17 protein-coding genes and 1 pseudogene are annotated in these 22,542 nt (G+C 47.6%); 7 read left to right on the top strand and 11 right to left on the bottom strand.

What is annotated here, in order from left to right; all coding sequences use genetic code 11:
* Positions 1 to 260: 260 nt before the first annotated feature.
* The 4 genes from G459_RS0125550 to G459_RS0125535 form a co-directional block, all read right to left on the bottom strand.
* Positions 261 to 2,546, bottom strand: a complete 2,286-nt coding sequence (locus tag G459_RS0125550) for a S9 family peptidase (protein ID WP_051315436.1) — start codon at positions 2,544 to 2,546, stop codon at positions 261 to 263.
* 107 nt (positions 2,547 to 2,653) lie between these two features.
* A complete protein-coding gene (locus tag G459_RS0125545; protein WP_026970117.1) occupies positions 2,654 to 3,208 on the bottom strand; it encodes a DUF5655 domain-containing protein in 555 nt (184 codons plus the stop codon).
* Positions 3,209 to 3,362: 154 nt separating this feature from the next.
* Positions 3,363 to 4,355, bottom strand: coding sequence for an endonuclease/exonuclease/phosphatase family protein (locus tag G459_RS0125540; RefSeq protein ID WP_157373458.1), 993 nt, complete (start codon positions 4,353 to 4,355; stop codon positions 3,363 to 3,365).
* Positions 4,356 to 4,431: 76 nt separating this feature from the next.
* Positions 4,432 to 5,577: an acyltransferase family protein gene (locus G459_RS0125535; protein WP_035457018.1), complete on the bottom strand. Its 1,146-nt coding sequence runs from the start codon at positions 5,575 to 5,577 to the stop codon at positions 4,432 to 4,434.
* A gap of 236 nt (positions 5,578 to 5,813) precedes the next feature.
* Between G459_RS0125535 and G459_RS0125525 the strand changes: the two genes are divergently transcribed.
* On the top strand, positions 5,814 to 7,184 hold the full coding sequence (locus tag G459_RS0125525) for a S8 family peptidase (RefSeq protein WP_084454713.1): 1,371 nt from the start codon (positions 5,814 to 5,816) through the stop codon (positions 7,182 to 7,184).
* Between the two features lie 93 nt (positions 7,185 to 7,277).
* Here the strand turns inward: G459_RS0125525 and G459_RS30505 are convergent, their stop codons facing one another.
* Entirely contained in the window at positions 7,278 to 8,696 is a 1,419-nt protein-coding gene (locus G459_RS30505; protein ID WP_245588245.1) for a hypothetical protein, read from the bottom strand.
* Positions 8,697 to 9,053: 357 nt separating this feature from the next.
* Positions 9,054 to 9,419: pseudogene (locus tag G459_RS30725) on the bottom strand (adenylate/guanylate cyclase domain-containing protein); the annotation flags it as partial.
* Positions 9,420 to 9,655: 236 nt separating this feature from the next.
* On the opposite strand from G459_RS30725, the gene G459_RS28600 reads away from it, so the two are divergent.
* Complete coding sequence (locus G459_RS28600; protein ID WP_051315435.1) at positions 9,656 to 12,202, top strand: family 20 glycosylhydrolase; 2,547 nt, start codon at positions 9,656 to 9,658, stop codon at positions 12,200 to 12,202.
* Between the two features lie 137 nt (positions 12,203 to 12,339).
* Here G459_RS28600 and G459_RS0125510 read toward each other — a convergent pair whose 3' ends face one another.
* The 3 genes from G459_RS0125510 to serA all read right to left on the bottom strand — a co-directional run bounded on the left by G459_RS0125510 (position 12,340) and on the right by serA (position 16,971).
* A complete protein-coding gene (locus G459_RS0125510) occupies positions 12,340 to 12,816 on the bottom strand; it encodes a hypothetical protein (RefSeq protein ID WP_026970112.1) in 477 nt (158 codons plus the stop codon).
* 2 nt (positions 12,817 to 12,818) lie between these two features.
* Positions 12,819 to 14,084 (bottom strand): sulfite oxidase, encoded by a 1,266-nt coding sequence (locus G459_RS0125505; protein ID WP_051315434.1) that lies wholly within the window; start codon positions 14,082 to 14,084, stop codon positions 12,819 to 12,821.
* Between the two features lie 994 nt (positions 14,085 to 15,078).
* Positions 15,079 to 16,971, bottom strand: coding sequence for a phosphoglycerate dehydrogenase (gene serA / locus G459_RS0125490; protein ID WP_026970109.1), 1,893 nt, complete (start codon positions 16,969 to 16,971; stop codon positions 15,079 to 15,081).
* A gap of 319 nt (positions 16,972 to 17,290) precedes the next feature.
* Between serA and G459_RS0125485 the strand changes: the two genes are divergently transcribed.
* Together G459_RS0125485 and G459_RS0125480 are read left to right on the top strand one after the other, a co-directional pair.
* Entirely contained in the window at positions 17,291 to 17,809 is a 519-nt protein-coding gene (locus G459_RS0125485) for a DUF4920 domain-containing protein (RefSeq protein ID WP_026970108.1), read from the top strand.
* Positions 17,809 to 18,012, top strand: coding sequence for a hypothetical protein (locus tag G459_RS0125480; RefSeq protein WP_026970107.1), 204 nt, complete (start codon positions 17,809 to 17,811; stop codon positions 18,010 to 18,012). The genes G459_RS0125485 and G459_RS0125480 overlap by 1 nt, the downstream gene beginning before the upstream one ends.
* Positions 18,013 to 18,066: 54 nt before the next feature.
* Here G459_RS0125480 and G459_RS0125475 read toward each other — a convergent pair whose 3' ends face one another.
* Both G459_RS0125475 and G459_RS29290 read right to left on the bottom strand, forming a co-directional pair.
* Complete coding sequence (locus tag G459_RS0125475) at positions 18,067 to 18,951, bottom strand: HAEPLYID family protein (RefSeq protein ID WP_026970106.1); 885 nt, start codon at positions 18,949 to 18,951, stop codon at positions 18,067 to 18,069.
* Between the two features lie 47 nt (positions 18,952 to 18,998).
* The gene (locus G459_RS29290) at positions 18,999 to 19,400 is read right to left on the bottom strand and encodes a hypothetical protein (protein ID WP_051315433.1); all 402 of its coding nucleotides are present in this window, start codon (positions 19,398 to 19,400) and stop codon (positions 18,999 to 19,001) included.
* 115 nt (positions 19,401 to 19,515) lie between these two features.
* Here G459_RS29290 and G459_RS0125465 point away from each other — a divergent pair, with 115 nt between their 5' ends.
* From G459_RS0125465 to G459_RS0125455, 3 genes are all read left to right on the top strand, one after another.
* Positions 19,516 to 19,887: a DUF983 domain-containing protein gene (locus G459_RS0125465; RefSeq protein ID WP_026970105.1), complete on the top strand. Its 372-nt coding sequence runs from the start codon at positions 19,516 to 19,518 to the stop codon at positions 19,885 to 19,887.
* A 286-nt stretch (positions 19,888 to 20,173) separates the two neighbouring features.
* Positions 20,174 to 20,851, top strand: a complete 678-nt coding sequence (locus tag G459_RS0125460; RefSeq protein ID WP_026970104.1) for a TetR/AcrR family transcriptional regulator — start codon at positions 20,174 to 20,176, stop codon at positions 20,849 to 20,851.
* On the top strand, positions 20,844 to 22,535 hold the full coding sequence (locus tag G459_RS0125455) for a peptidase domain-containing ABC transporter (RefSeq protein WP_026970103.1): 1,692 nt from the start codon (positions 20,844 to 20,846) through the stop codon (positions 22,533 to 22,535). Before G459_RS0125460 ends, G459_RS0125455 begins: the two co-directional genes overlap by 8 nt.
* Positions 22,536 to 22,542 lie beyond the last annotated feature (7 nt).

Below are 22,542 nucleotides of genomic sequence, written 5' to 3'. Positions count from 1 at the left end.
TCACCGGGTGGGTGTGTATATGTCTTCCTCAGGAGGAATGATGGAAGTGATGCATCAGGAAGGTATCCTGTGCATTTGCTAAAAATCCAATATTTCTATTGCTGCGTTCCATTTACGTTGGCAAAGATAGGGGCGGACTGAAGATTAGCAAATTTTGAAGGGAGAAATTGTTGGGAGTAGGAAGCAGGAAGGTTGAAAGTTGGTGTTCTTCCAGCTTCCCTACTTCGACTTCCCAACTCGTCAGTTTGAATGTCTGGCTGCTAATTTCCCACTTGAAGTTGGTAATGCCTGATTGGTTTTTCGCCCATTAGATGCTCGATGAAATAGTCCCAGCGCTTTTTGGTAAAGTAGTCCCCGGGAGGCCGTCCGAAGCTGTGATTTCGGCTCGGCCAGATGAAGAGGTCAAAGTCTTTTCCGGCTTTAATCAGATTTTCCGCCAGTTTGAAGGTAGCCGAGGGGTTGACGTTTTCGTCGATTCCGCCATGGGCGAGGAGCAAATGCCCTTTTAGGTTTGCTGCATTGGTAATGTTGGACTGCTCGTGGTAGTAATCTCCGACCGGGTAACCCATGTACATCTCCGGCCACCAGGCTTTTTCCATTCGGAAATCATGATCACCGGCCGACGCCACACCAACCTTGTAAAAGTCCGGATGCAAAAGCATCGCTCTTCCCGCATCGTATCCTCCTGCAGAATGCCCGAAGATCCCAACTCTGTCGATGTCCAGGAATTTCACTTTTGCAGCCAATTGGGTAATCGCCAGGACGTGATCCGTCGTTCCATCTCCTAGATTTCGGTAGGAGACATCCGAAAATGCCTTCGATCTGCCCGCGCCGCCTAGTCCGTCCACTGTCACTACCACGAATCCAATCTCCGCGGTAGCCTGCTGATGGCCGAGAAGACCAGCTTTGAAGGTCTTTGGAGCAGTGGAGGTGTGCGGTCCGCTGTAAGTGTAGTCGATGACGGGATACTTCTTTTTGGAATTAAAAGTCGACGGGAGAAAATAAACTCCGTGAATCTCTGTCTTACCGTCTTTAGCCGTTGCGGTGAAAGGAACCGGTGACTGGTAGCCGCGCTTAGTCAGGTTGGAAATATCGGCCTCAGATATCTTGTGAAGCCTTTTTCCGGTCTTCAGATCGATCAGGATGGATTGAGTCGGCTGGTTTACCGTGGAGTAATTGTCGACGGCGAGTTTGCCGTCGGGCGAGATATAGATCTCGTGCATGGCGTTTTCGGGAGTCAAAAGCTGCAGATCCGACCCATCCAAGTTCACCCGGTAGAGATGGCTGAAGTAGGGATTCTCTCCGGACTCCCTTCCGGAAGCCTCGAAATACAGAATCCCCTTTTCTTCGTCCAGATAGCTCAGCTTGTTGACGACAAACTCTCCGGAAGTGATGGGGTGGAGCACTTCTCCGGTTTTCCAGTCCAGGAGGTATAATTGATTCCAACCGGTTTTGTCCGAACTGACGATGAACTGGTCGTCTTTCAGTTTTCGGAACCCGTTGTCCCGATTGATGTGAGTGGCGGAAGACTCGGAGTAGATTTTTCGCAAATCCGAAGTTTCACTGTTGATTTCGATCAGTTGAAATTCCTTGAAACCTCTGGGGAAATAGAACCCGCTCAGCTTTTTGCTATCCTCGGACCAGCGGAGATTGATGCCGATAAAATGCGGCGAGGAAAGCTCTGGAAGCTTCTTTTCGGACTTTTTCTCCAGATCAAAGATCACCGGGATGTACATCACCACCGTGCTGTCTCCCGGTGAACCGCGATAGTAGGAGAGCAGATCTGGGCGGAATTTCTCGTCCTTGCTGAAGTCCAGCAGATACATTTTCTCTGCGAGTCTTAGGTCCACGATTTGGGTGAAAATCTTCTTGGAGTCGGGTGACCAGGTGACGGAAAAATGCGCCGGACGCTCGCCGTTTTCTCCCTGCATAAAATCGCTCCAGCCGTAATAGGAGGCGTATTCGAATTGCTTTTTGCCGTCGAAACTCAGTTGGGTTTCCTCACCGCTGGCCAGATTTTTCACAAAGAGATTGTAGTCCCGTGAGAAGGCTTTCCATTTTTTGTCCGGAGAAAAGGACTCCATTTCGTTCCTTTCCGAGACAGGTAGCGATTCGAGCGAGTTCGTTTCGGTATTCCAGTTCCAGTTGTGATTTCTCCAGAGGAAGGTTACTTTTTTTCCATTCGTCACTGACACCCGCTCTATGGGGAGGTTGGCGGAGTCGATGCTTTCGCCGGTTTTGTCTTGCAGAAGTTTGGCCAATGCCTCATGATCGAAGGCAAGCTTGGTTTCCAAAGTCTTGGTGTCGGTCTTGAAAAACTGCTTTCCCTCGGCTGTAAAAGTCGAGTGGACGAAGGCCTTGCTTTCGTCCACCCAATTGGGGATTACTTCGAGGTGATAGATTTCTTTTTGAATGGAGTTGGTGAGAAAATACTCCGCCCGATGGTAGGTGTCTTCGGTGATTTGCGCCGCGAGTTTATGCGAAAAAGTCATCGCGACCGTCACTACGGCCCAAGCGAAGGTTGAAAAGTACCTAGAGTAATTCATGAAAGCAGAGTTGGAGTCTGCTCTTAAAATAGGGAAAAAGAAAAAGGGCCGACGTGGTTTTTTTACAAGTTGGCCCTTTTTCATGTGGGTGGGAAATAATTAAGCAGCTATCCCGCCGCGTTATAGGCTTTTCGAAGCCAGGAAATCAACTCCGGAGCAATCTGCTCCTCGTGGTTGACGACCACTTTGTGGCTGCACATGGCATTGGCTTTGGATTCCAATTCCAGAATCCCTTGGGCAGGCTGACCTTTGAGGTTGATCCCGACTTCATAGCGGGCTTTGGTGGCGGGCACGAGCATCGCGAATTGCTTCTTTCGCTTCACGCTGACGTAGGTGTTTTTGGCGATGAATTCGACGTCTTTGCCGAACGAAGCGATCTCCTTTTTCAAGTTTTCATAGATCGGCCAAAAGGACTCTTTTCCCACGTACTGTTTTCTGACAAGCTCGACCTGATCGTCGGCTGATCCGGCATCGGACCTCAGCGCTTTGTGAGCGATGAGATTTGCAAATCCATGCGTAAAGCCGTGTTTTTCCTTTAGGAATTTGAGTATCTCTCCGTGTTTTTGGAGTTTTTCTTTTGTGACAACGGCGATCCATTCGTCCAGCGATTTCCCGGAGTTTTTATGGAGATTGTCGATCATGGTCTGGGTGGCTTGATCCATGGTGCTTTCGGTTAGAGGTGGATATTTTGGGAGACTAGATACAGATATTGTTTTTGGGAGGATGGCCTCGTTGTTGTGTCGTCTACTTTTTTGGCGGCCTTCCCAGAAGATGGCTGTCTTGCCGCGCAATCTTGATTCTAGCGTCTTGATACTTTTATGTTTCCAATTCTGCGAAAATAGGAAAGTGATCTGCTGCATGAAACAGCTCATTTCTGAGACCTTGTATGAGCGGATCATCTTGTTCCAAAGATGGATTCCAAACCTGACCCCGGAGGATTCTGATTCCCCGGCTCACGAGGATATGGTCAATCAGGACATTGAACTCATCGCCGGTGATCCGGTCCACGTACTTTCCCGAATAGGGTGTCCAGCCATAAGCAGTGAGTTTGGGTTTGGGCAGGACAGATCTCAGAATCCACTCAGGTTTCCAAGTGTCTCCCAAGAGGAGTTCGACGGCACTTTTCGAGAACCTGTTTTCATAGAAATCCAGCTCAAATCCGTCGTTGATATCACCCATGACAATCACATTTTGGCCTTTGGCAAGGTATTGATTGCAGCGCTCCCGAATGTGCATACACTCACCAAACAACCTCAATCGGTCTCGCTGTGAAAGTTGTTCAAAGCGTGCATAGTCCACCTTGTCGAAGATTCCTTTGGACTTGGTGTGGGCAATGATCACGCGGGAGAAAAGCTGATCGTCAAGCCCGAGGATACTCAACTCCAGAGGAGGTCTGTAGTGTTTGTACTGCTCCTTGATCATCCGATTAGTCGTGTCCATCAGGAAAGGCTCGTTGAATCGTTCGCCATCTCTCGTCTCTGGAGTGAAGAGGACTTTGATTTTTGTATGGTCAAACAGAGCCCCGAGTTCCTGCTGTCCGGAGGAAGGAAAGCCGTGGACGGCCGAGAAAGTGTGTCCCGGGATAAATTCATTTGCCCAAGCTAGGAGCTGCCCTGAACTGGTCTTGGCACCGCTGACCAAGGTGTCCGGCCCTTCCACTACGCCCAAAAAGTCGACCTGAAGCGCCTTTATGATCGCTGCGAGAGACCTGCTTCTTTTGCCGTCTTTTCCGGTGGTGATGGGAGTGCCGTCGGGATGAAAAAGATCCCGCATCCACTCCATGTTGTAAACAGCAACTCGAAGAATCATAAAAAAGGCTTTTGAAGTAAAACAGTACTGGAATTTACCATTTTACCTCAAAAGCCTCAGTATCAGTGAAGTGTTTTTAGAGTTTGATGTAGATTTTTTTGCGATCCATCCACCAGCCGATCAGCCATATCAGAAGCATGTAGCTGAGTGAGAAAAAGAACGAAGCAGCTTTTGGGTCGAGCCAACTGGTGAACAGGGTGTCATAGTACAAGCCTCTCAAAGTAGTCTCACCCACCGGAATCAGCGCAAAGATATCCACCACTATCCAGGCAAATACGTAAAGGGCCAGGGTGTTTTTCCCAAAAACTTCGAAGAAATAGGTCCAGCTTTTCTTGTTTCGGACTTCGATCATGAATATCAATCCCGCCAAGATCACCAAGTCCCATCCCACTGTTACCAGCACATACGAACTCGTCCAAAGTTTCTTGTTGATGGGAAACACAAGATCCCAAGCATATGCAGCTGCAATCAGCACCACACCGCCGATCAAAAGCGTCTGAACGGTCTTGACAGTATTTCCTTTCCTCTGGATCATTTTTCCCACCAGATAGCCAGCGATCACATTGACAATGGAAGGCAACGTGCTCAGCAGACCCTCAGGGTCAAATGCAATGCCTTCGCCCATGTAGAGCCGGTCGGCGCCAATCAGGATCAGGTCGAGCTTGGTCGCCGCATTCGTAGCAAGTGCATAGGGATCGTCGGCATCTCCAAAGAAATAAAGGATCGGCCAATAGAGCAGCAACGCGGCACCGCAGAATATCCAGCCGAGCTTTTCGCCTCCCCAATACAAGATCAGGGCCGCTGCAAAATAACACAGCGCGATGCGTTGCAATACGCCCAGTAATCGAACTTCGAACAGGTTTTTCCAAATGATCTCTCCGGATGGACCGAGGTCATAGAATGGGAATGCGTTCAGCAGCCATCCAATCAGGAAAATCAGCACGGTACGTTTGATGACTTTGCGGTAAAACTGACCGGCAGGCATCTCATTGAGCTTTTTCATCGCAAAGCTCATAGCATTGCCGACTACAAAAAGGAAGGTTGGAAAGATCAGATCGGTGGGGGTGAAGCCATGCCAGGAAGCGTGCGCCAGCGGTGCATAAAGGGCATTCCAGCTGCCGGGCGTATTCACAATAATCATGAAAGCGAGCGTAATCCCCCGGAATACATCCAGGGCGAGGTATCGATTGCTCAAGACTTTGGCTTGGTGGTCTATGGACATTGGTGGTTGGTTAGGAGATAAAGAAATTCAAGATAAAGTATTCCTGAAAAAAATTCAGAAGCGCTGACTAGAAAGGGGCCGAAGGCCGAAAAAGGACTATTCCATTCCCGATAAAAATTCTCATTTGCGAAAAATGCTAAAAATTACTTTGGAGGGAATTTAAGTTGATATTTTGGATTCGTTTAAATTCAGTTGATTTTAAGGTCTTGATTTTTAACTGTTTAAATTTTAGGGTTATGAGAAAGGTATTGTTATTCATGCTCGTTTGTTTAATTATTTCGGGGTGCGCCAAAAACGGAATCAGTGAAGGAGAAAAAAATGAAACTACTGTTTACTCTGGCAGTTCTTTAAATCCCCTTGGAATCGATTCTGCGAAGTTGATCGATGGAGAGTATTTATTTTTTTTAGATGAGTCCAAATATTTACCGCTAATTAAGGTCGATGACACTGATTTTTCAATTGAAGAAGTCGATCTTGATAAAGTCGATGCTTTAAAGAAGAAGATTCAGCTTGATTTAGATAGTGCTTTCAGTCTGAAATTGCCATTAAAACACATTTTTGCGACTACCTTTTCCGGTTTTTTTGTATCAGGAATATCCGTTGCCAAAGCGAATGAAATTCTTTCAACTGTCTCATTAATAACAAGTGGGCAGAATAATTTCACAATACAGAATGTAAGGGCTACCATGCAGGCTCCAGGGCCGATTCCCCAAAATACCCGGCCTAGCATGCAAGAATGGCAATACGACTCCATCAAAAAAACCAGCTCTAAAGTTTTGTATGTTAATCCGACACTAACTTCTGGCAATTCAGCCAAAAAGATATGGATAGTTGACAGCGGTGTCGATGCAAGTCATAGTGACCTTAATGTAATCACAGATCCGGCTTTTTCAGTTTCTTTTGTACACAACGAACCGAATGCATTGGTTGATGTTGTGGGCCATGGGACACACTGTGCGGGTATAGCGGCTGGAAAGGCTAGATATACTGAGGACGGGATGCTTGGTATGAATGGTGTTTCTCCTAATGCCCCAATTGTATCTGTAAAGGTGATAAACTGGAATGGAGAAGGTAAATGGTCTGATGTAAAATTCGCTTTTGAACATATTTTTGAAAAGTCAAAAGCGGGCGACGTGGTTTCTGCGAGTTTCGGAGATTTGCTCCCCGGCGCAGCCAATGTTTGTAATTTTCAAAACGGAGTATTGAATGCCATAGAAAAATTGGCGGGTAAAGGTGTTTCCGTCGTGATGGCTGCTGGTAATACGGGAATTGATTCCAAAAGATTCTATCCCGCTTGTTACGATCGTGAAAATGTTTTTACAATAGGATCACTTTCTGTCACCTACGGATTTGGCTCAAATCTCCAATTTTCAACGCCGTCGTTTTCCACTTATTCAAACTTTGGAAGTCCTCCTATCGATTATGTGGCACCTGGAGATTTTGTGTTTTCCACTTTTCCGGGCAACCGCTATGCAATACTTTCCGGAACATCCATGTCGACCGCAATGGTTGCAGGAATTATCCATGCAAAGGGGGGGGGACCAAATGGCAGCGAATATTTGTACCGTCCTCCCAGCACTACACGATATCTGATAGCAAAATATTGAGGAGGCCGGGAATTACGCTTATTCAACCGATGGTTTGGAGACGAGTGTTTGCAACCCAGCATTTTACTGTTGGTTGCAAATATTCCAAAAGGTCTATTTTTCCCTGTTCAGCTGAGATATTTCTAAGTCGCTAGCATTTAGTTCGGCAATGTAGTCGTTGATTTGACCGACGATCCTTAGGTATTCTAATTCTGATTTTGCGTTCGAAAAGATTGGATTGTTTTCGACAAAAAACAGGTCTCTCCACCCATTGAGGTAAGCTTCATTGAGGTATTGAAAAGACAACTTTTTGTCGCCTTTTATCCAATATGCTGTGGCTAAATCCAGAAATAGATTGTAATCATCCATTCCGTTTTCTATTGAATTTCGCCTGGATCGGATGACTTCATCTAATAGATCAATGGCTTTGGTATTGTCACCCGAACGAGAATAGAAATAGGCTAATTTGATAGGCACTCCATAAAATGGATCTGATTCATATTCTGGGTATAGGGCCATAGACTGTTCAAAATATGACTTAGCTTGATCGGGCTTGTTGAGATATAGGGCTACTGTGCCTGCAATTTTAAAGGTCTCAGAGTTCTGGTTTATAGTATCTTCCAGATAAGTTGAAATTAGTTTTTCAGCCTCAATGGGCATATTGTTTTTTATCATTGTGGTTGCAATCAATTCTAAAGAATTGGGATGTTCGGCGATGCTGAGTGACCGATTCAGCCAAGCAAGAGCCTCGTCATTTCTTCCTAAAATCCGACAGATCCATCCGACTATCTGGTAAGGCAAAAAATGATCAGGTCTTCGCTCGGAGGAAATGAATTGATATTTTAAAGATTGCTCTAAGTCACCCCTTGAAAAATATATAATACCGATGTTTCCGAGCGCTTGACTTTGAGTTGGGCTGTAATTCAACGCCAGTTCAAGGGAGTTTTTAGCAAATTCGACTTTGCCCAAGTAATAGTTTGCTAGGCCCTGTGCTCCATAGCCCTCGGATAATTTGGGTTCTATCGCAAGTGCCTTTGAGCTTGCCGAAAGGCTCAGGTCTTTCAACGAATCTGGACTATATGAGTAAAGCTGTGCATACGTTTTGGCGAGGTCCGCATAGGCAAGCGCATAATTTTGATCCAGTTCAATAGCCTGTTTGAACTGAATGGCGGCGACTTGGAGATCATCAGATTGATATCTCCCATAGTTCTTTATTCCTTGGAGTCTTAGGTTGTAGGCATCTAGGTTAGTGGTTTCCCCTTTACCGATTTGGGAAGATTCTTCAAGGGAAAGAATAGCATTAAACTTTTGCGCTATTGCTTTAGCGATTTCACTTTGCAACTCTGGAATGAGATCTCCCTCTCTTTCAAAACTGTCTCTCCAGATGTTCTTCTTATTAATTGGGTCTAGAAGCTGGAGGTTTATCCTTATCGCACCGTTCAACATTTCAATTTCCCCTTTCAAAACCACGCTGACATCAAGTCTTTTTGCAACGCTGTCTAGCGGTACTTTAGACCCTTTGTACTTTTTCATGGTTTGGTAGGCGATTGTCTTTATGGATTCAATTTTTGAGAGTTGATCTATTACGTTTTCCGTCAAACCGTCTTCTAAATACTCCAACCCCTTGTTTGAATTTTTTAACTCAAAAGGCAACACGGCGATTGATTTGCCTCGGTCCCATGTAGAATCTCCCCAAAAGACAGAATAGGCCAAAGCAAAGAACAGCAACACAATCGCAACGACCCCAACCCGAATTTTCCAGGGACTTCCTTCCTGGTACTTGATATTGCCCAGGATATCGGCGTGTTTGGGAACAGAAAGAGGGGCATTGGTCAGGGCGTAGAGCTCCAGGGTATGGGCGACGTTTTTCAGATCAAAGCCGCCAAGTTTGATCGTCTTGAAGCGGGAATCCTGGTAGATTTCTTTGCAGACGCGGTCCGAAAAGACGATGCTGGAGGGTACGCCAACACTCTGGATTCTGGATGCGACGTTGACGGCATCGCCAAAAATGTCGCCGTGGTCGAAGATGATTTCTCCTGACTGGAGACCGATTCGAAGCTGGTAATGGCCCGCTTTGATGCACCTTTTTTGGATCTCCAGACCCGCACTGAGCGCGTCGGTCGCGGATCCAAACACCGCAAGAATCCCGTCACCCAACTCCTTGATCACTTCTCCGCGATAGTCCGCCAATACCTCCTGATGTATCCGCAGATTTTCTTTCATCAGCTCAAATGCAGCATTTTCGTCTTTACCCATCAACCGGGTGTAGCCGACGATATCTGAAAAATAGACTGTAGATAGTTTGCGGTTAAGCTCAGCCTGCATAAAAGTGATCTCTTAAAGCAAAATAGTACTTTCAATTGCTCTTTTAATCTAACTTATTTTTGGCTAGGATAAAAATATGTCAGCTTGCCAGATAGCCCTTTCTCGGGGTTTTAGGGTATTTTCATCGCTGATATCATGCCTACCCCAGTTTCACAACCACACCCTTGATGAAAAAATCGTTTCTTTTCGTATTCCTGCTTTTGCTGTCCGTCGCTGCTGCAGAGGCGCAGGTATCCGCCTCCTGGCAATTGATCGAAAATAATTTTACCGGGGATGGCTTCTATCGAGCCGCACTCGCATTGAAAAATACCTCCGGAAAGAACATCGACGCCGGCTGGAAGCTGTACTTCAACACGGTGTTCATTCCCGTTCCTGCCACGGTGAAAAATCCTGGATTGGTGATTACCCACTTACAGGGCGACTTTTTTGTGCTGGAGGGGAGCGCCAAAACTCCCGCTTTGGCAGCCAACGAGGAAATCAGGATCGAATACAGATCGGAAGAGCCGTATTTAAAAAACTCCTATGCTCCAGAGGCGCTGATCTTTCTAAATCCCAACGGCAGTCATTTTGAAGTCAAAGACTACCAGATCAAGACCTTCACTACCGATCAGCTCGCGGAGATGACTACAGGAACGCCGCTCCCGATCCCGACAGCGGCCGAGCTTTATCAGCGAAATGAAGGACTTACGCTACTGCCGCAGAGCGATCTTCCTCCCTTCCTCCCCACTCCCAAATCCTGGAAATACACCGGGGAAACTCTCAAGATCAAGAATGCTGGACTGGCTCTAGTAGGAGTGCCCGAGTTTACCAAAGAGTCGAAGTTTCTGCTCGAGGCGATCAAAAACAGCTACAAACCCAAGGTGAATCCGTCAGAAGCTCCCATTCAGATTAGATTAGAGAAGGATTCGACACTTGCTGAGGAAGGATATAGGATCAAGATCTCAGACAGAAAAGTCTTGATATTGGCGTCACACCCTAAGGGGGCTTTCCATGGCGTACAGTCCTTTTTGGCCATGATGCCGGCGGATTTCTGGGCCGGGCAGAAGGACGAATTCACGCTGCTGCAGATCGAAATCGAAGACTTCCCAGCCTACGGCTACCGCGGATTCTTCCTGGACGTGGCCCGAAACTTTCAGCCCAAAGCCCAGATTTTGAAGATCCTGGACATGATGTCCTTCTACAAACTCAACGTCTTTCACTTCAACATGGTCAATGACGAAGGCTGGCGATTGGAAATCCCGGGACTGCCGGAGCTGACCGAGTTTGGGGGCAGAAGAGGTTTTTCTGAAAACGAAACGGAGTTTCTATGGCCCTACTACGGCTCAGGTGCAGATCCTGCAAAGAGCAAAACCGGAACGGGCTTTTATACAGTTAAGGAATTTCAGGAGATCCTGACCTATGCCAAAGCCCGAAATATTGAGGTGATTCCGGAATTCGGTGTGCCGGCTCATTCCAGAGCGGCAATCCGCGCCATGGAAAAACGCTATCAGACGCTGTTGAAAGCCGGTAAAACTGAGGAGGCGCTCCAATACCGTCTGGCAGAAGACAACGACCAGAGCAAGTACCTTTCTGCTCAAAACTTCAAAGGAAACACGGCGTGTGTGTGTCAAGAATCGACCTATGCATTCTATGAAAAATTGGTTGTGGAGGTGAAAACCATGTTTGAGGACGCGGATGTGGAATTGATAAACTGGCACACGGGCGGGGATGAGGTACCTCGCGGAGTCTGGACGGATTCACCGCTATGCAAAGAATTTGTAGCCAAAAACCCGGAATATAGGATTGCAGACCTGAATGACTATTTCAGATACCGCGCTGCGCAGATCTTGAAGAAACATGGGCTGGAAATGGGCGGTTGGGAAGAGATCGGCCAAACCCACGAGGGCGAAGTGATCACTCCCAATGAGAAGTTTGCTGATCAAAACTGGAGACTCTATGCCTGGAACGCTGTTGCAGGCTGGGGCGGAGAGGACATGGCCTACAAGCTAGCCAACGCCGGCTATCCGGTGGTCATCTGCTCCAGCGCCAACTTCTACTTTGACTTGGCTTACGACTGGGATCCCAACGAAAGAGGTCATACCTGGAGCGGGGTGACCGATATCTATCAATCCTGGAAGACGGTGCCGGGCAAGCTTTATCTTTCCCATGATCTGACGATTGAAGGCAAAGAATGGAACTGGGAAGCGGTCGCCAAGAACTTCACGCAGCTCACGCCTGAGGGTAGAAACAACATCATCGGCGTATCCGGTCAGGTCTGGACAGAGACGATCACCAGTCCTGAGATGCTGGAATATTACATCTTTCCAAAGATGCTTGGCTACATCGAGCGGGCCTGGGTAGGGGATCCCGAGTGGTCAGAAGCCAAGACGGAGGCGGAGATGAAGGCGCTGCGAACCCAGCAATTTGATGTGTTTGCCAACGCAGTCGGACAAAATGAAATCCCAAAACTGGAAGCAATCTTTGGAGGGTTCAAGCAGCGAGTGCCTAAGCCAGGGGCCGTGGAAATGAACGGGATGATCTACGCCAACGTGCAGACTCCGGGACTGATCATCCGCTATACGCAGGACGGCTCAGACCCGACAGCAGATTCGCCGATCTATACCAAAGCCATTCCGAAAAAAGGAGGGGAGAAGTTCCGCGTCTTCACTCAATCAGGAGCCTACGGACAGGTGTTGGAGCTGGAAGCGACTACCATTGACGGAAGGCAGAAGTAGTCAGTGACTGGGCGCAGTTTTTCTGCGAGGAGGTCCGCCGTTATTGGCTTAGGTCGTTGTGTTGATTGAATCCTGGGAAAGATGAAGCTGGATAGATCAATACGCTTCCAACGCTTCCAACAGCCTCAGCTGGCTTATTAATTCTCCAACTCATACCACTCGATATCCTTGAGTGGGAGCCTTCTTCCTTTTGGCGGTTCGGGAGCATGGTGTTTGGCGAGGTAGTCCAGGATGATGGATTCGTTGTCGCCTAGATCCCAAAGCCCCTGGGTCTCCTGCATCCAGACGATCTTGGCTTTCCAGCCTTCCCGCGTGAATTTATTTTGTAAGACTATCGCACTCGAATGACACCCCGTGCAGGTGGCTTTCACAATCTCAAAGCCTTCGTCGATGACAAATCCGGTGGCAACGTCTTTGCCATCCACTACTTCATCGGTGCCAAGTGGTGCAGTGGTGGAGACGGCTTCCTCCGAAGCATTGTCTGAAGTTGAGCCATCGTAGAACCCGACAAAAAGTACTGCGCCGACCAGTAGAATCACGATCGCCAGCAGACCAACTATCGCTGCGGTCAATACCTTGAAGAGCTGTTTTGTGTCAGAATTTTGCTTTGTCATCCTTAGCTAACTTTGACGGCAATTCGATGACAGGCATTGTTTAGGTAGCCTTTTGGATTCCAACCCGGAATGACCATGGGTTGTGAGATGCCCTGGCTGTCGGTCGCTTTTGCCCAGACTTCGTAGTAGCCCGCTTCGGGGAAAGCCAGTTCCGTAGACCATTGTTGCCAGGCGAGGCGATTCGCTGGTTTTTTTAAGATGCATTTCTTCCAGGTAGCACCAAAGTCAATCGAGACCTGAACTTCCGAAACTTCAAATTCCCCTGCCCACGCATGGCCGCGGACATTCAGTTTCTTGGATTTGGCAAACATCGCACCTGTCTTGGGATAGGTGATGAGGGACTTGACTGGCATGGATTCGATGATGGTCATATCTTCTACCGTCCCTTCCTCTCCTGGAGCAACAGGATTTTTTGGCATCCGATAGGAATCGCCGGTCATCTTGGCACCGTCGTGTTCTTTGTTTCTGACGACGAGCTTATTCAGCCATTTGCCGGATACGGACGCTGGCCAGCCTCCGCAAACCAGCCGAAGCGGATAGCCGTGCGCGAGCGGGATGTCTTTGCCATTCAATGACCAGGCGACAAGCGTCTCATCTTGCATGGCTTTGGAGATCGGTACGCCCCGGGAGATCACCGGCTTGGAACCATCTCCGTTGAGGTGCTTGTCTGTGCCATAGTAGCCGATGTAGACTGCGTCGGACTTGATTCCCACGTCTTGAAGCAGATCTTTCAATCGTATTCCAGTCCATTCAGAACAATAAACTGCACCCTCTTCCCATTGATTGCCGGCGGTGGGTGGATAGAATCCGGCCCGGCCATTTCCGCCACATTCCAGGACCAGTTGATAGGTGTAGGGTTTGAATTTTGTTTTGAGCTCCGCGAGCGTGTAGGTTTTTTCTTTGCTCACAGATTCACCGCCGATGGTCAGCGCCCAGCTGGTGGCATCGATGTCTTCTGGGATCAGCCCGTTGTTTCGGATGAAGATGTTTTCAAAGGGTGTGATCGCATCGTCCAAGTGATGCGGTCTGGCTTCCACGTTCCAGGGTTGATCGCTGCGGATAATCATCTCCGGATTTTTGCCTTTCATCGGATCAAACTGCTGAGCCAGGGCGACTGGAATGTACCCCTCCGGTATCGAAGCTGCATGGATGATCTCTGCGCCCAGTACCGCCGAAAAAGTGGAAAAGATAGTCTTACGGATAAATGATCGTCGGTCTTGAGAGCTGACGCTGGGTTTGTCAAGCTGATTTTCACTGGATCTAGCCATGGTTGGGAGTGAGTTTCTGCTGCAAAAGAGGCTCTGGAAACTGAAGGGAGTCAGATGACAGATCGATTTTGCAGACTTGAGATACGGGTTGTCGAAAGCTGAAATTAGGCAAAATCATCAATTAGACGGGTAGCCGATACTTTTTTCCTTGGGGCATTTTGTGAACTATGACTATTGGAACGATGAAGTGCGGCAATCAGGGACTGGACTTTCTGTTTTTCGGGATTTGTAATTCGATTTCCCAAAAGTTCAACCGCCTTCGGGGTTGGTGTCACCCTCGTTAATCCTCATTCCCCCGGTTTCACCGAGGGCTATTGAAAGGTTCGACCACTTCGTGGTCATTATTCCAAACCATCGAAAACAGTTTTCCGACCCCGGCAGGGGTCAAACTTCTCAATAACCGCGGGTGAAACCCGTGGATAACATACCATGCCGCGACCCCCACGACCCTATCGGGGTCGAACAATAAATCTTCCCAGTCCAAACAAGACCAATCCATCTGTAGGAGGAACGATGTACCAAAAAGTAGAAGCGTTGTACCAAAAGGTAGGAACGTTCTTACAAAAAGTAGGAACGTTGTACCAAAATGGTAGAACGTTCTTATAAAATGTAGGAACGTTCTTGCAAAAAGTAAGAACGATGTACCAAAATGGTAGAACGTTCCTATAAAAAGTAGGAACGTTGGTGCAAAAAACAGAAACGCTCTTGCTGTAGGTGGAATAGGGTACCAAAAAATAGCAATCACGTTGCTGTAGCAACGAATAATTCTATTTTTCAAAATAATATTCTGCTTATACTCCCGGCTACCAGAAAGATTCAGCTCATTGGAATCGGGAAACGAGACACTGACAGGTTCGGAAGAAGCGGCCGAACAGCGTCCAGCTTTCGGAGAAGCGGGACAGCGGCGAACAGCGGCTAAAGCAATCCGCGAAACCAAAAAAAATGCCAGCCGAATAGTCGACTAGCATCTTTTAATAGCGAAACTCCTCTCAGATCAATAAAGCGTTCTGAATCGGATCGTGCCGGGAATGGTCTTCAAAGCCTCGATTCCCTCGGTTTCATAGACTTTCTCGATATCGGTGATCACGTAGCCGATCTTCTCGTTCGTCTTGAGATACTGGCCCACGATGTTGATGTTGTAGTTGGCCAGGATCTGGTTGATTTTTGCCAACACACCCGGTTCGTTGAGGTGAATGTGGATCAGACGATGCGCATCCTTCAGGAACGGAAGCTGGATATTTGGGAAGTTGACCGAGTTGTAGGTATTGCCGGTGTTGATGTATTCCATGATCTTGCCAGGGACAAACCGTGCGATATTCTCCTGTGCTTCCAGCGTGCTGCCGCCGATATGCGGAGTCAGGATCGTATTTGGCAGACCTTTCAACTCTGACTCAAACGACTCCTTGTTATTTTTTGGCTCCTCAGGGAACACATCTACCGCGCATCCGCCCAGCTGGCCGGAAAGGATCGCGTCTCTCAATGCAGGGATATCGACGACATGGCCACGGCTGAGGTTGACCAAGATCGCACCCTTTTTCATCAAGCTGATCTTCTGTCGATCGAGAAGGCATTTGTTGTCTTTTCGGCCGTCGACATGCAGCGTAATCACATCGCAGGTGGCGAGCAGTTCCTCCAGGGAATTGACCTTGGTGGCGTTGCCCAGGGCGAGTTTTTCGATGACATCGAAATAGAACACGTTCATGCCCATGTTTTCGGCAAGGACAGAGAGCTGGGCACCGATGTTGCCGTAGCCGATGATTCCCAGCTTTTTGCCGCGGATCTCAAAAGAACCCGTGGCAGATTTGTCCCAGATGCCTTGGTGCATCCCGACGGATTTGTCAGAGAAGCGGCGCATCAGGAAGATAATCTGCGCGATTGCCATCTCCACGACGGAGCGGGTGTTGGAAAAGGGTGCGTTGAACACCGCGATGCCTTTTTCCTGACAGGTTTCCAGATCGATCTGGTTGGTACCAATGCAGAACGCGCCGACGGCCAACAGTCTGTTGGCGTTTTCCAAGACTTTCTTGGTGACATTGGTTTTGGAGCGGATGCCCAGGATCGAGACGTTTTTGATCTTTTCGCAAAGTTCTTCTTCGCTCATGGCGCCGGAAGCCACTTCCACTTGATAGCCTTCTTCGGTCAAAAGCTGTACTGCAATCGGATGTACGTTTTCCAAGAGGAGAACTTTGATCCGGCTTTTTGGGTAAGAAAATTTCGTGTTCAACTTATTGATATAAAGGATTTCGTCAAAACTTGGTGCAATGTGATCAGCCTGGCTGACGACTTTGGGTCGGTGGACATTTTCCACAAAGGCATAGAACTTATTTGCCAGTCCCGAAGCCTTGATTTCGTAGTCGGTGTAGCCATCACCAATTACATAAATATCGCCTTCAAGGTTCACGTTTTTGATGGTTTCTGCCTTTCCGTTGTTTTTGGAAAGCGGATTTTCCCTGTTGAAGTCGATGATTTGCCCCGATTCATCGTAGACGAAGTCGTTTGCAAACACGTTTTCTCTCAGAATCCCATATTCGGATACGATTGGGATGATGAAGTCTTTGAAACCGTTGGAGATGATATAAACGTCCTTGGCATTGTCATGAAACCACTCTTTGTTTCTTTCAAAAGATTTCGAGACTTTTTGGTGAAGCGCAGTGATCAGGTCCGTGATTTGGGCTTTGCTGGCTTTCAGGATATCCAGTCGCTGTTCGAGACTTTCTCTGAAGGTGATGGAGCCTTCCATGCCTTTGTCGGTGATGTCTTTGATCGCCTGGAGTTTTCGTTCCTTGTCGGGATCATTCACCAGGCTGATTTCGCCGAGAATGTCCAGCGCTTCTACTTGGGTAAAGGTACTGTCAAAATCAATGATGAACTTTTTGGTTTGGGGCATGAGTACAGGGTCAATAGGTCTAAGTGCAGGTAAAATTACAGGATTGTTAAAAAAATCGAAGGTTTGTTGATAGAATTAATCAGAAAGTTTTTCATGTTTGAAAATTCACCAATCAATCGATGGGTAATCCTGCATTTGCAATCGATTTTATGGGGATATGCAAAAGGAGTTTTCCCAAACCGGCTTTTGGGTTAATTTTGGAGAAAAATTAGTACGCGGACAAGAGACGAAAGCCCGCTGCTAAAAATCAACTTATGTAAAACCATCGGGACCAAGGGTTTTGCCAGAAAGAAGAAAGGTCAATCGAACTGATAACATTATGAAAAAGTCATTTTTAATCGTCGCGCTCGCAGCCGGAAGCTTCGCTTTCTCCTGCCAGCAAAAAACCGAAGAAACCGCCACTACCACAACCTATGAAGTGGTAGGAGAAGCTGAAGTGGTGCCGGGCAACTACGGAAACATTGTGGAAGCAACGGAAATCGTCACCACTGCGGAGATGATTTCAGCGGTGGAGGCGAAGGGCGAATTTGCGGGAAAGATCTCCGGAGAAATCCAGGAGGTTTGCACCAAAAAAGGTTGCTGGTTTGCCATGGAGCTGCCAAACGGAGAGTCCATGCGGGTGACCTTCAAGGATTACGGATTTTTCTTGCCTACGAATTCCCAGGGCTTTCCGATCGTGATCGAGGGCGTTGCTACGCTGACCGAAACGGACGTGGAGACATTGAGACACTATGCAGAAGACAAAGGCGTCTCAAAAGAGGAAGTTGAAGCTATCACCGAGCCTGAAAGAAAAATCACGTTTGAGGCTACTGGCGCAATGATCAAACCTAAAGCCTAATGCCGCTAGCGCTGGACAACCTTCGAGTTGGTAGAAGATACCGCCTCGTCAATCAAGGCGAAATCAGGTCTATTGAGGTCATCACCAGGTTGTCCGGGGACGATTTCAAGATCAAAGACTTGGATACGCTGGAGTACTATACGATCCATGAGCTCCTTCAATGGGGCAAAGGGAAGGACTACGATCTGGAAGAATACAGGTGAAAACGGGGCTCAGAAGGCCCCGTTTTTTATTGATTGTTGTGAATAAGATCTTTTTTAATGCATCGCCTTGAACCCGGGCTCATAGATGAGCCTCACAAAAGAGCCCAAACCCGCATCCGGTTGAGATATCGGGATCGCCGAGACAATGCCTATCATTAGGTTCTCTGCCAGCCCAACGCGCATTTGAGGACGTAGGGTGGTCGACGAGCTGCCTTCGAATAGTTCCTGATTTATCTCCAGTCCGATGAAATTCTTGGTTCCCGGCACCATGTAGTGCAGGTTGTAATTGACGTCATACACCATTTCAGCCTTTTTATTATGAGGCTTGTGGATTTTTGGGCCAGTATAGATCAGCGTGTGAAAGTTGCTCCCCCAACGCTTCGCGGCCACCAAAAATGGGTTGAAGACATTGCCATGAAAGGCGCTTTCCTTGCCGTATTTTTCAAAGTCTACCAATTCAAACTCATGAATGTAACCCAGCGCGAGGGAGGTGTTCATTTTTTCGGAGACCAAGAATGTGTACTGTCCCGCGACTTTCAGTGATTCCAGTTTGTTTGCCGGAATGGCGCCCTCCTTATTTCCAGTGCGGAATGAATAAAGACTGACAGGCAGCTCCACTTCGAGGCCCAGCCGATCGATTGGAGCCCACTCATATTCGATCAGCGCTTGAAACTCGTCGTATTTACGCATGTCCTGCATCCCAAAGGCTACGTTCCATTCCCTTTCGCCTTTCCGGGCACCCAAGTCGCGGATCAGATCGATGTAGAGTGGCTCTGCGTGGAGGACTTTGGGTTTTTGGGAGGTTTCCGGCTTTTCCACTTCTTCGATAAAGAGACTGTCGAGCAGTTGTCGCTGGATTTTAGGATCGTTATTGTTTTCCTGCGCATACGCGCAAAGTTGTCCCAGCCCCAAAAGGGTCAGGAGAAGTATTCGTTTCATAATTAATTGATTTGTTGATAATTTGCTGAATGTGATTCACGAAAAAATCAGCAACGATCAGGGGGAGGGGTTGGAGAAGAAAGATGGCCATTGACGGCACTTGGATTTTCCCCGCAGGCCAAATTTTCCCTTTCAAACACGGGAGCGAAAAGCTCAAAGCCAGGGATTTGCAACAGCGCCAGCTTCAGTTTTTCCAGAGAGTTGTCATCCTGCTCCGTGCCGTTGTCGGGGATGAGATCCTCACCTCCGTCCAGCGCCCATTCAAAAATCAATTCGGAGATGGTGTCCAGTGGGTCAGCCATCTGAACCTGATCAGATGACAGGATATTTCCCTCATAGAAGTTAGCAGAGAGGTTTATGAAGTTGACCAGCAGGAGAAAAAGGAAAGCCTTCGACCAGCTGCTGTCCCGCAACCGGCTTATCAACGACCTTGACTTTCCATCTTTCATCCAGAAACTAACGGGTCGGGCTGGATTTGGTTAGGTGAAAACTTTAATTCCAGATAGCGAAAAGGTAAATTGCCGACCATTGGGGATTCCTGAGTTGATACTGAATCAAAAACGTATGTCAAAAAGGTTGGGGCTGGCAATTGCAGCAGCCAAATGTCCACAATGCCGCGAAGGAAAACTGTATTCGGTAAGTATGCTGAGCTACCGAAAGCTGTCCGATGTCAATAAAACCTGCACGGTCTGTGGCGCTAATTTTCATCCGGAGCCTGATTTCTACTACGGTGCGATGTACATCAGTTATGCGTTTTCGGTCGCGCTGGTGATTACCTCTCTCACGGCGATCAATGTCTTGGTCGAAGTTCCCAAGCTGTGGATGTACCTAACGATGGTGGTCGTGCTGAATATCATCCTGCTTCCGGCCATGCTCCGGTACTCTAAGGTGCTATACCTGTATGGACTCAGTAAGCTGAAATACAGAGGTTTTTGAATTAGCTTCCTTGGGCTTTTCAGACTTGAACGTGACAGGTTGGCGGATTTGAATTCGGACGTTTTTATTCCTTTGTCCTATGTGCCAAAATATCTTTGGGCATAGACTGGAGCTTTGTAGCGGATGAACCCGCTTAACCATGATTGCAATGATATTCGGATCGCCGAGGTACTGAAGCCGGAGAAGTAAAGTTATTTTTTTGTTAAGATTACTAACAGATATCGAAGTTTTACAAACATTTTGAGGAATTGGCTGTTTATGTGATTTCATACTTCTATTTGAGTAAATGGAATCCATCTTAAGAAAAATCCGCGTTGAGGTTAACCCAAAACTCTATTCCAAGGAGCCTTTCAGTTCAGAACTGGGGATATTGATTGTCCAAGAAGGGGCACAATTGGTTCACGAAATCGGCCTTGAGCTCTTCACTTTCAAAAAACTAGCTCAAAAAATCGGCAGGACAGAGGCTGCGATCTATCGATACTTTGAAAACAAGCATGCACTGCTACTGTATCTCAGCGCTTGGTATTGGGCTTGGTTGGAGCACAATTTTGTGTTTGCCAGCTCGAATATCGAGGACCCGGAAGAGCGGCTTGCCATCGGAATCCGGCTGATGGTAGATGGTCCGACCTACCTTGAAAATGAATTTCTTGACCCCAAGCTCCTTCGGAAACTGGTGATCAACGAATCCATCAAGGGATACTTGACCAAGTCAGTGGATAGCGAACATGAGTCCGGAATTTTTGCCCAGATATACCGCTTCGGAGATAGGCTTGCCAATATCATCCGGGAGATCAAACCGGAATATAAGTTCCCAAAGACACTCATATTCAGTGTAATGGAATCCAGTTTGCTGCTGGCCTTCAACGCTGTCCATCTTCCCGGAATGACAGAAACGCCCCATGAAGGAAGCGAACAGTATCAGTTTTTTTACCAACTCGTATTTAAAACCATCTCCAATGACTAGCCATTCTGAAATGACTCCGCTCAAGCGATTTTTTGGCTTGCTGAAGGAAGAAAAAAGACAAGTCTACTCTATTTATTTTTATGCCATCCTCAACGGACTGGTCACACTATCGCTGCCATTGGGGATTCAGGCAATCCTGAATTTTATCTTGGGAGGCAGGATCAGCACCTCTTGGGTGATATTGGTCATCATCGTGGGGATGGGCGTGGCTTTCAGTGGTTTTTTGCAGATATCCCAGCTGCACATCATGGAGAAGTTACAGCAGCGGATTTTCTCGAAGTCCGGTCTTTCGCTGGCCTATCGACTTCCCCGGGTGAAAACAGAAATTCTGCATGGGCAGTACGCTCCTGAGATTGTCAACCGGTTTTTCGATACAGTCAATCTGCAAAAGGGCCTTGCCAAGATCCTGATCGATTTTTCGGCGGCCTTGCTTCAGGTGATTTTCGGCCTCCTTCTATTGGCGATCTATCATCCGACTTTTATTTTTTTTGGACTGGTGCTGATCAGTATTCTGGTGCTTATCTTCTACTTCTCCGGTCCCCGGGGGATGGAGACTGCACTGAAAGAATCCACCTACAAATACCAAACTGCTTTTTGGCTGGAGGAAGTTGCCCGGACGCTCAATTCCTTCAAGTTGGCCGGCACTACCCGACTTCCGATTCTGAGAGCAGACCTACTGATCCAAAAATATGTGGAATTCAGGTCCAGGCACTTCTCCGTGTTGATTTTTCAATACAAAGTGATGATCGGGTTTAAAGTGTTCATCGTCATGAGCTTGCTGATAGCAGGCAGTTTGTTGCTGATCAATGATCAGATTTCCATTGGGCAGTTTGTAGCTGCGGAAGTGATCATCGTGTTGGTGATCAATTCGGTCGAAAAACTCATCCTGTCTCTGGAGACTGTCTATGATACTCTGGTAGCAGTAGAGAAACTCGGTCAGGTGATGGACATGGAAATGGAGCACCACAGCCCTTCAGAAAAAGTCATCACGCCAGGTCCGGATGGTCTGAAATACAGGATGGAAAATGTGGTTTTCCAACCGAAGGATGTCAATGAGCCTATTTTGAAAGGGGTAAGCCTGACGATCGAGGCGGGGAAGAAGGTAGTGGTGACAGGCAAAAGCGGGAGTGGCAAGAGCACACTTTTGGCGCTTTTCTCGGGCCTTTATGAGGAATATGAAGGAACTGTTTCGGTCAATGACCTTTCTCTCGAGTATATAAACTTGGAGAAGTATCGGGGATTGGTGGGTGGATCGTTGGAGCTTCAGGAGATTTTTCACGGCTCGATCAGAGAGAATATCCTGCTCGGAAGAGATTTTGAAGAGGGGCAACTGACCTACATCCTGAATCTGGTGGGGCTGAAAGACTATTTGTACCGGCTGCCGCTGGGCTTGGATGCCATGCTTCAGCCGGAGGGTAAGGGGCTTCCTAAATCCTTGGCCCAGAAGATTCTATTGGCCAGAGGATTAGTGGGTAAGCCTCAGGGACTGATTTTGGAGAATGTCCTCGAATATGTGGATCCGGAGGTCAAAACCAGGGTGATCGATTATCTCTTTAAAGGCAGCTGGACCCTGCTGATGATCGCGTATGACGAAGAAATCCTCCAGCGAGCAGATGAAGTGATCGTAATGGACGAAGGAAAGATCCTTTTTCAAGGAAGTTACCAAGAATATAAAAATAGCTAACGATTGA

It is taken from the genome of Algoriphagus terrigena DSM 22685, assembly GCF_000429445.1.
In the GTDB taxonomy this organism is placed as follows: Bacteria; Bacteroidota; Bacteroidia; order Cytophagales; family Cyclobacteriaceae; genus Algoriphagus; species Algoriphagus terrigena.
Note: the sequence above shows the minus strand (reverse complement) of the source record. Positions and strands in the feature narration are given on the sequence as shown.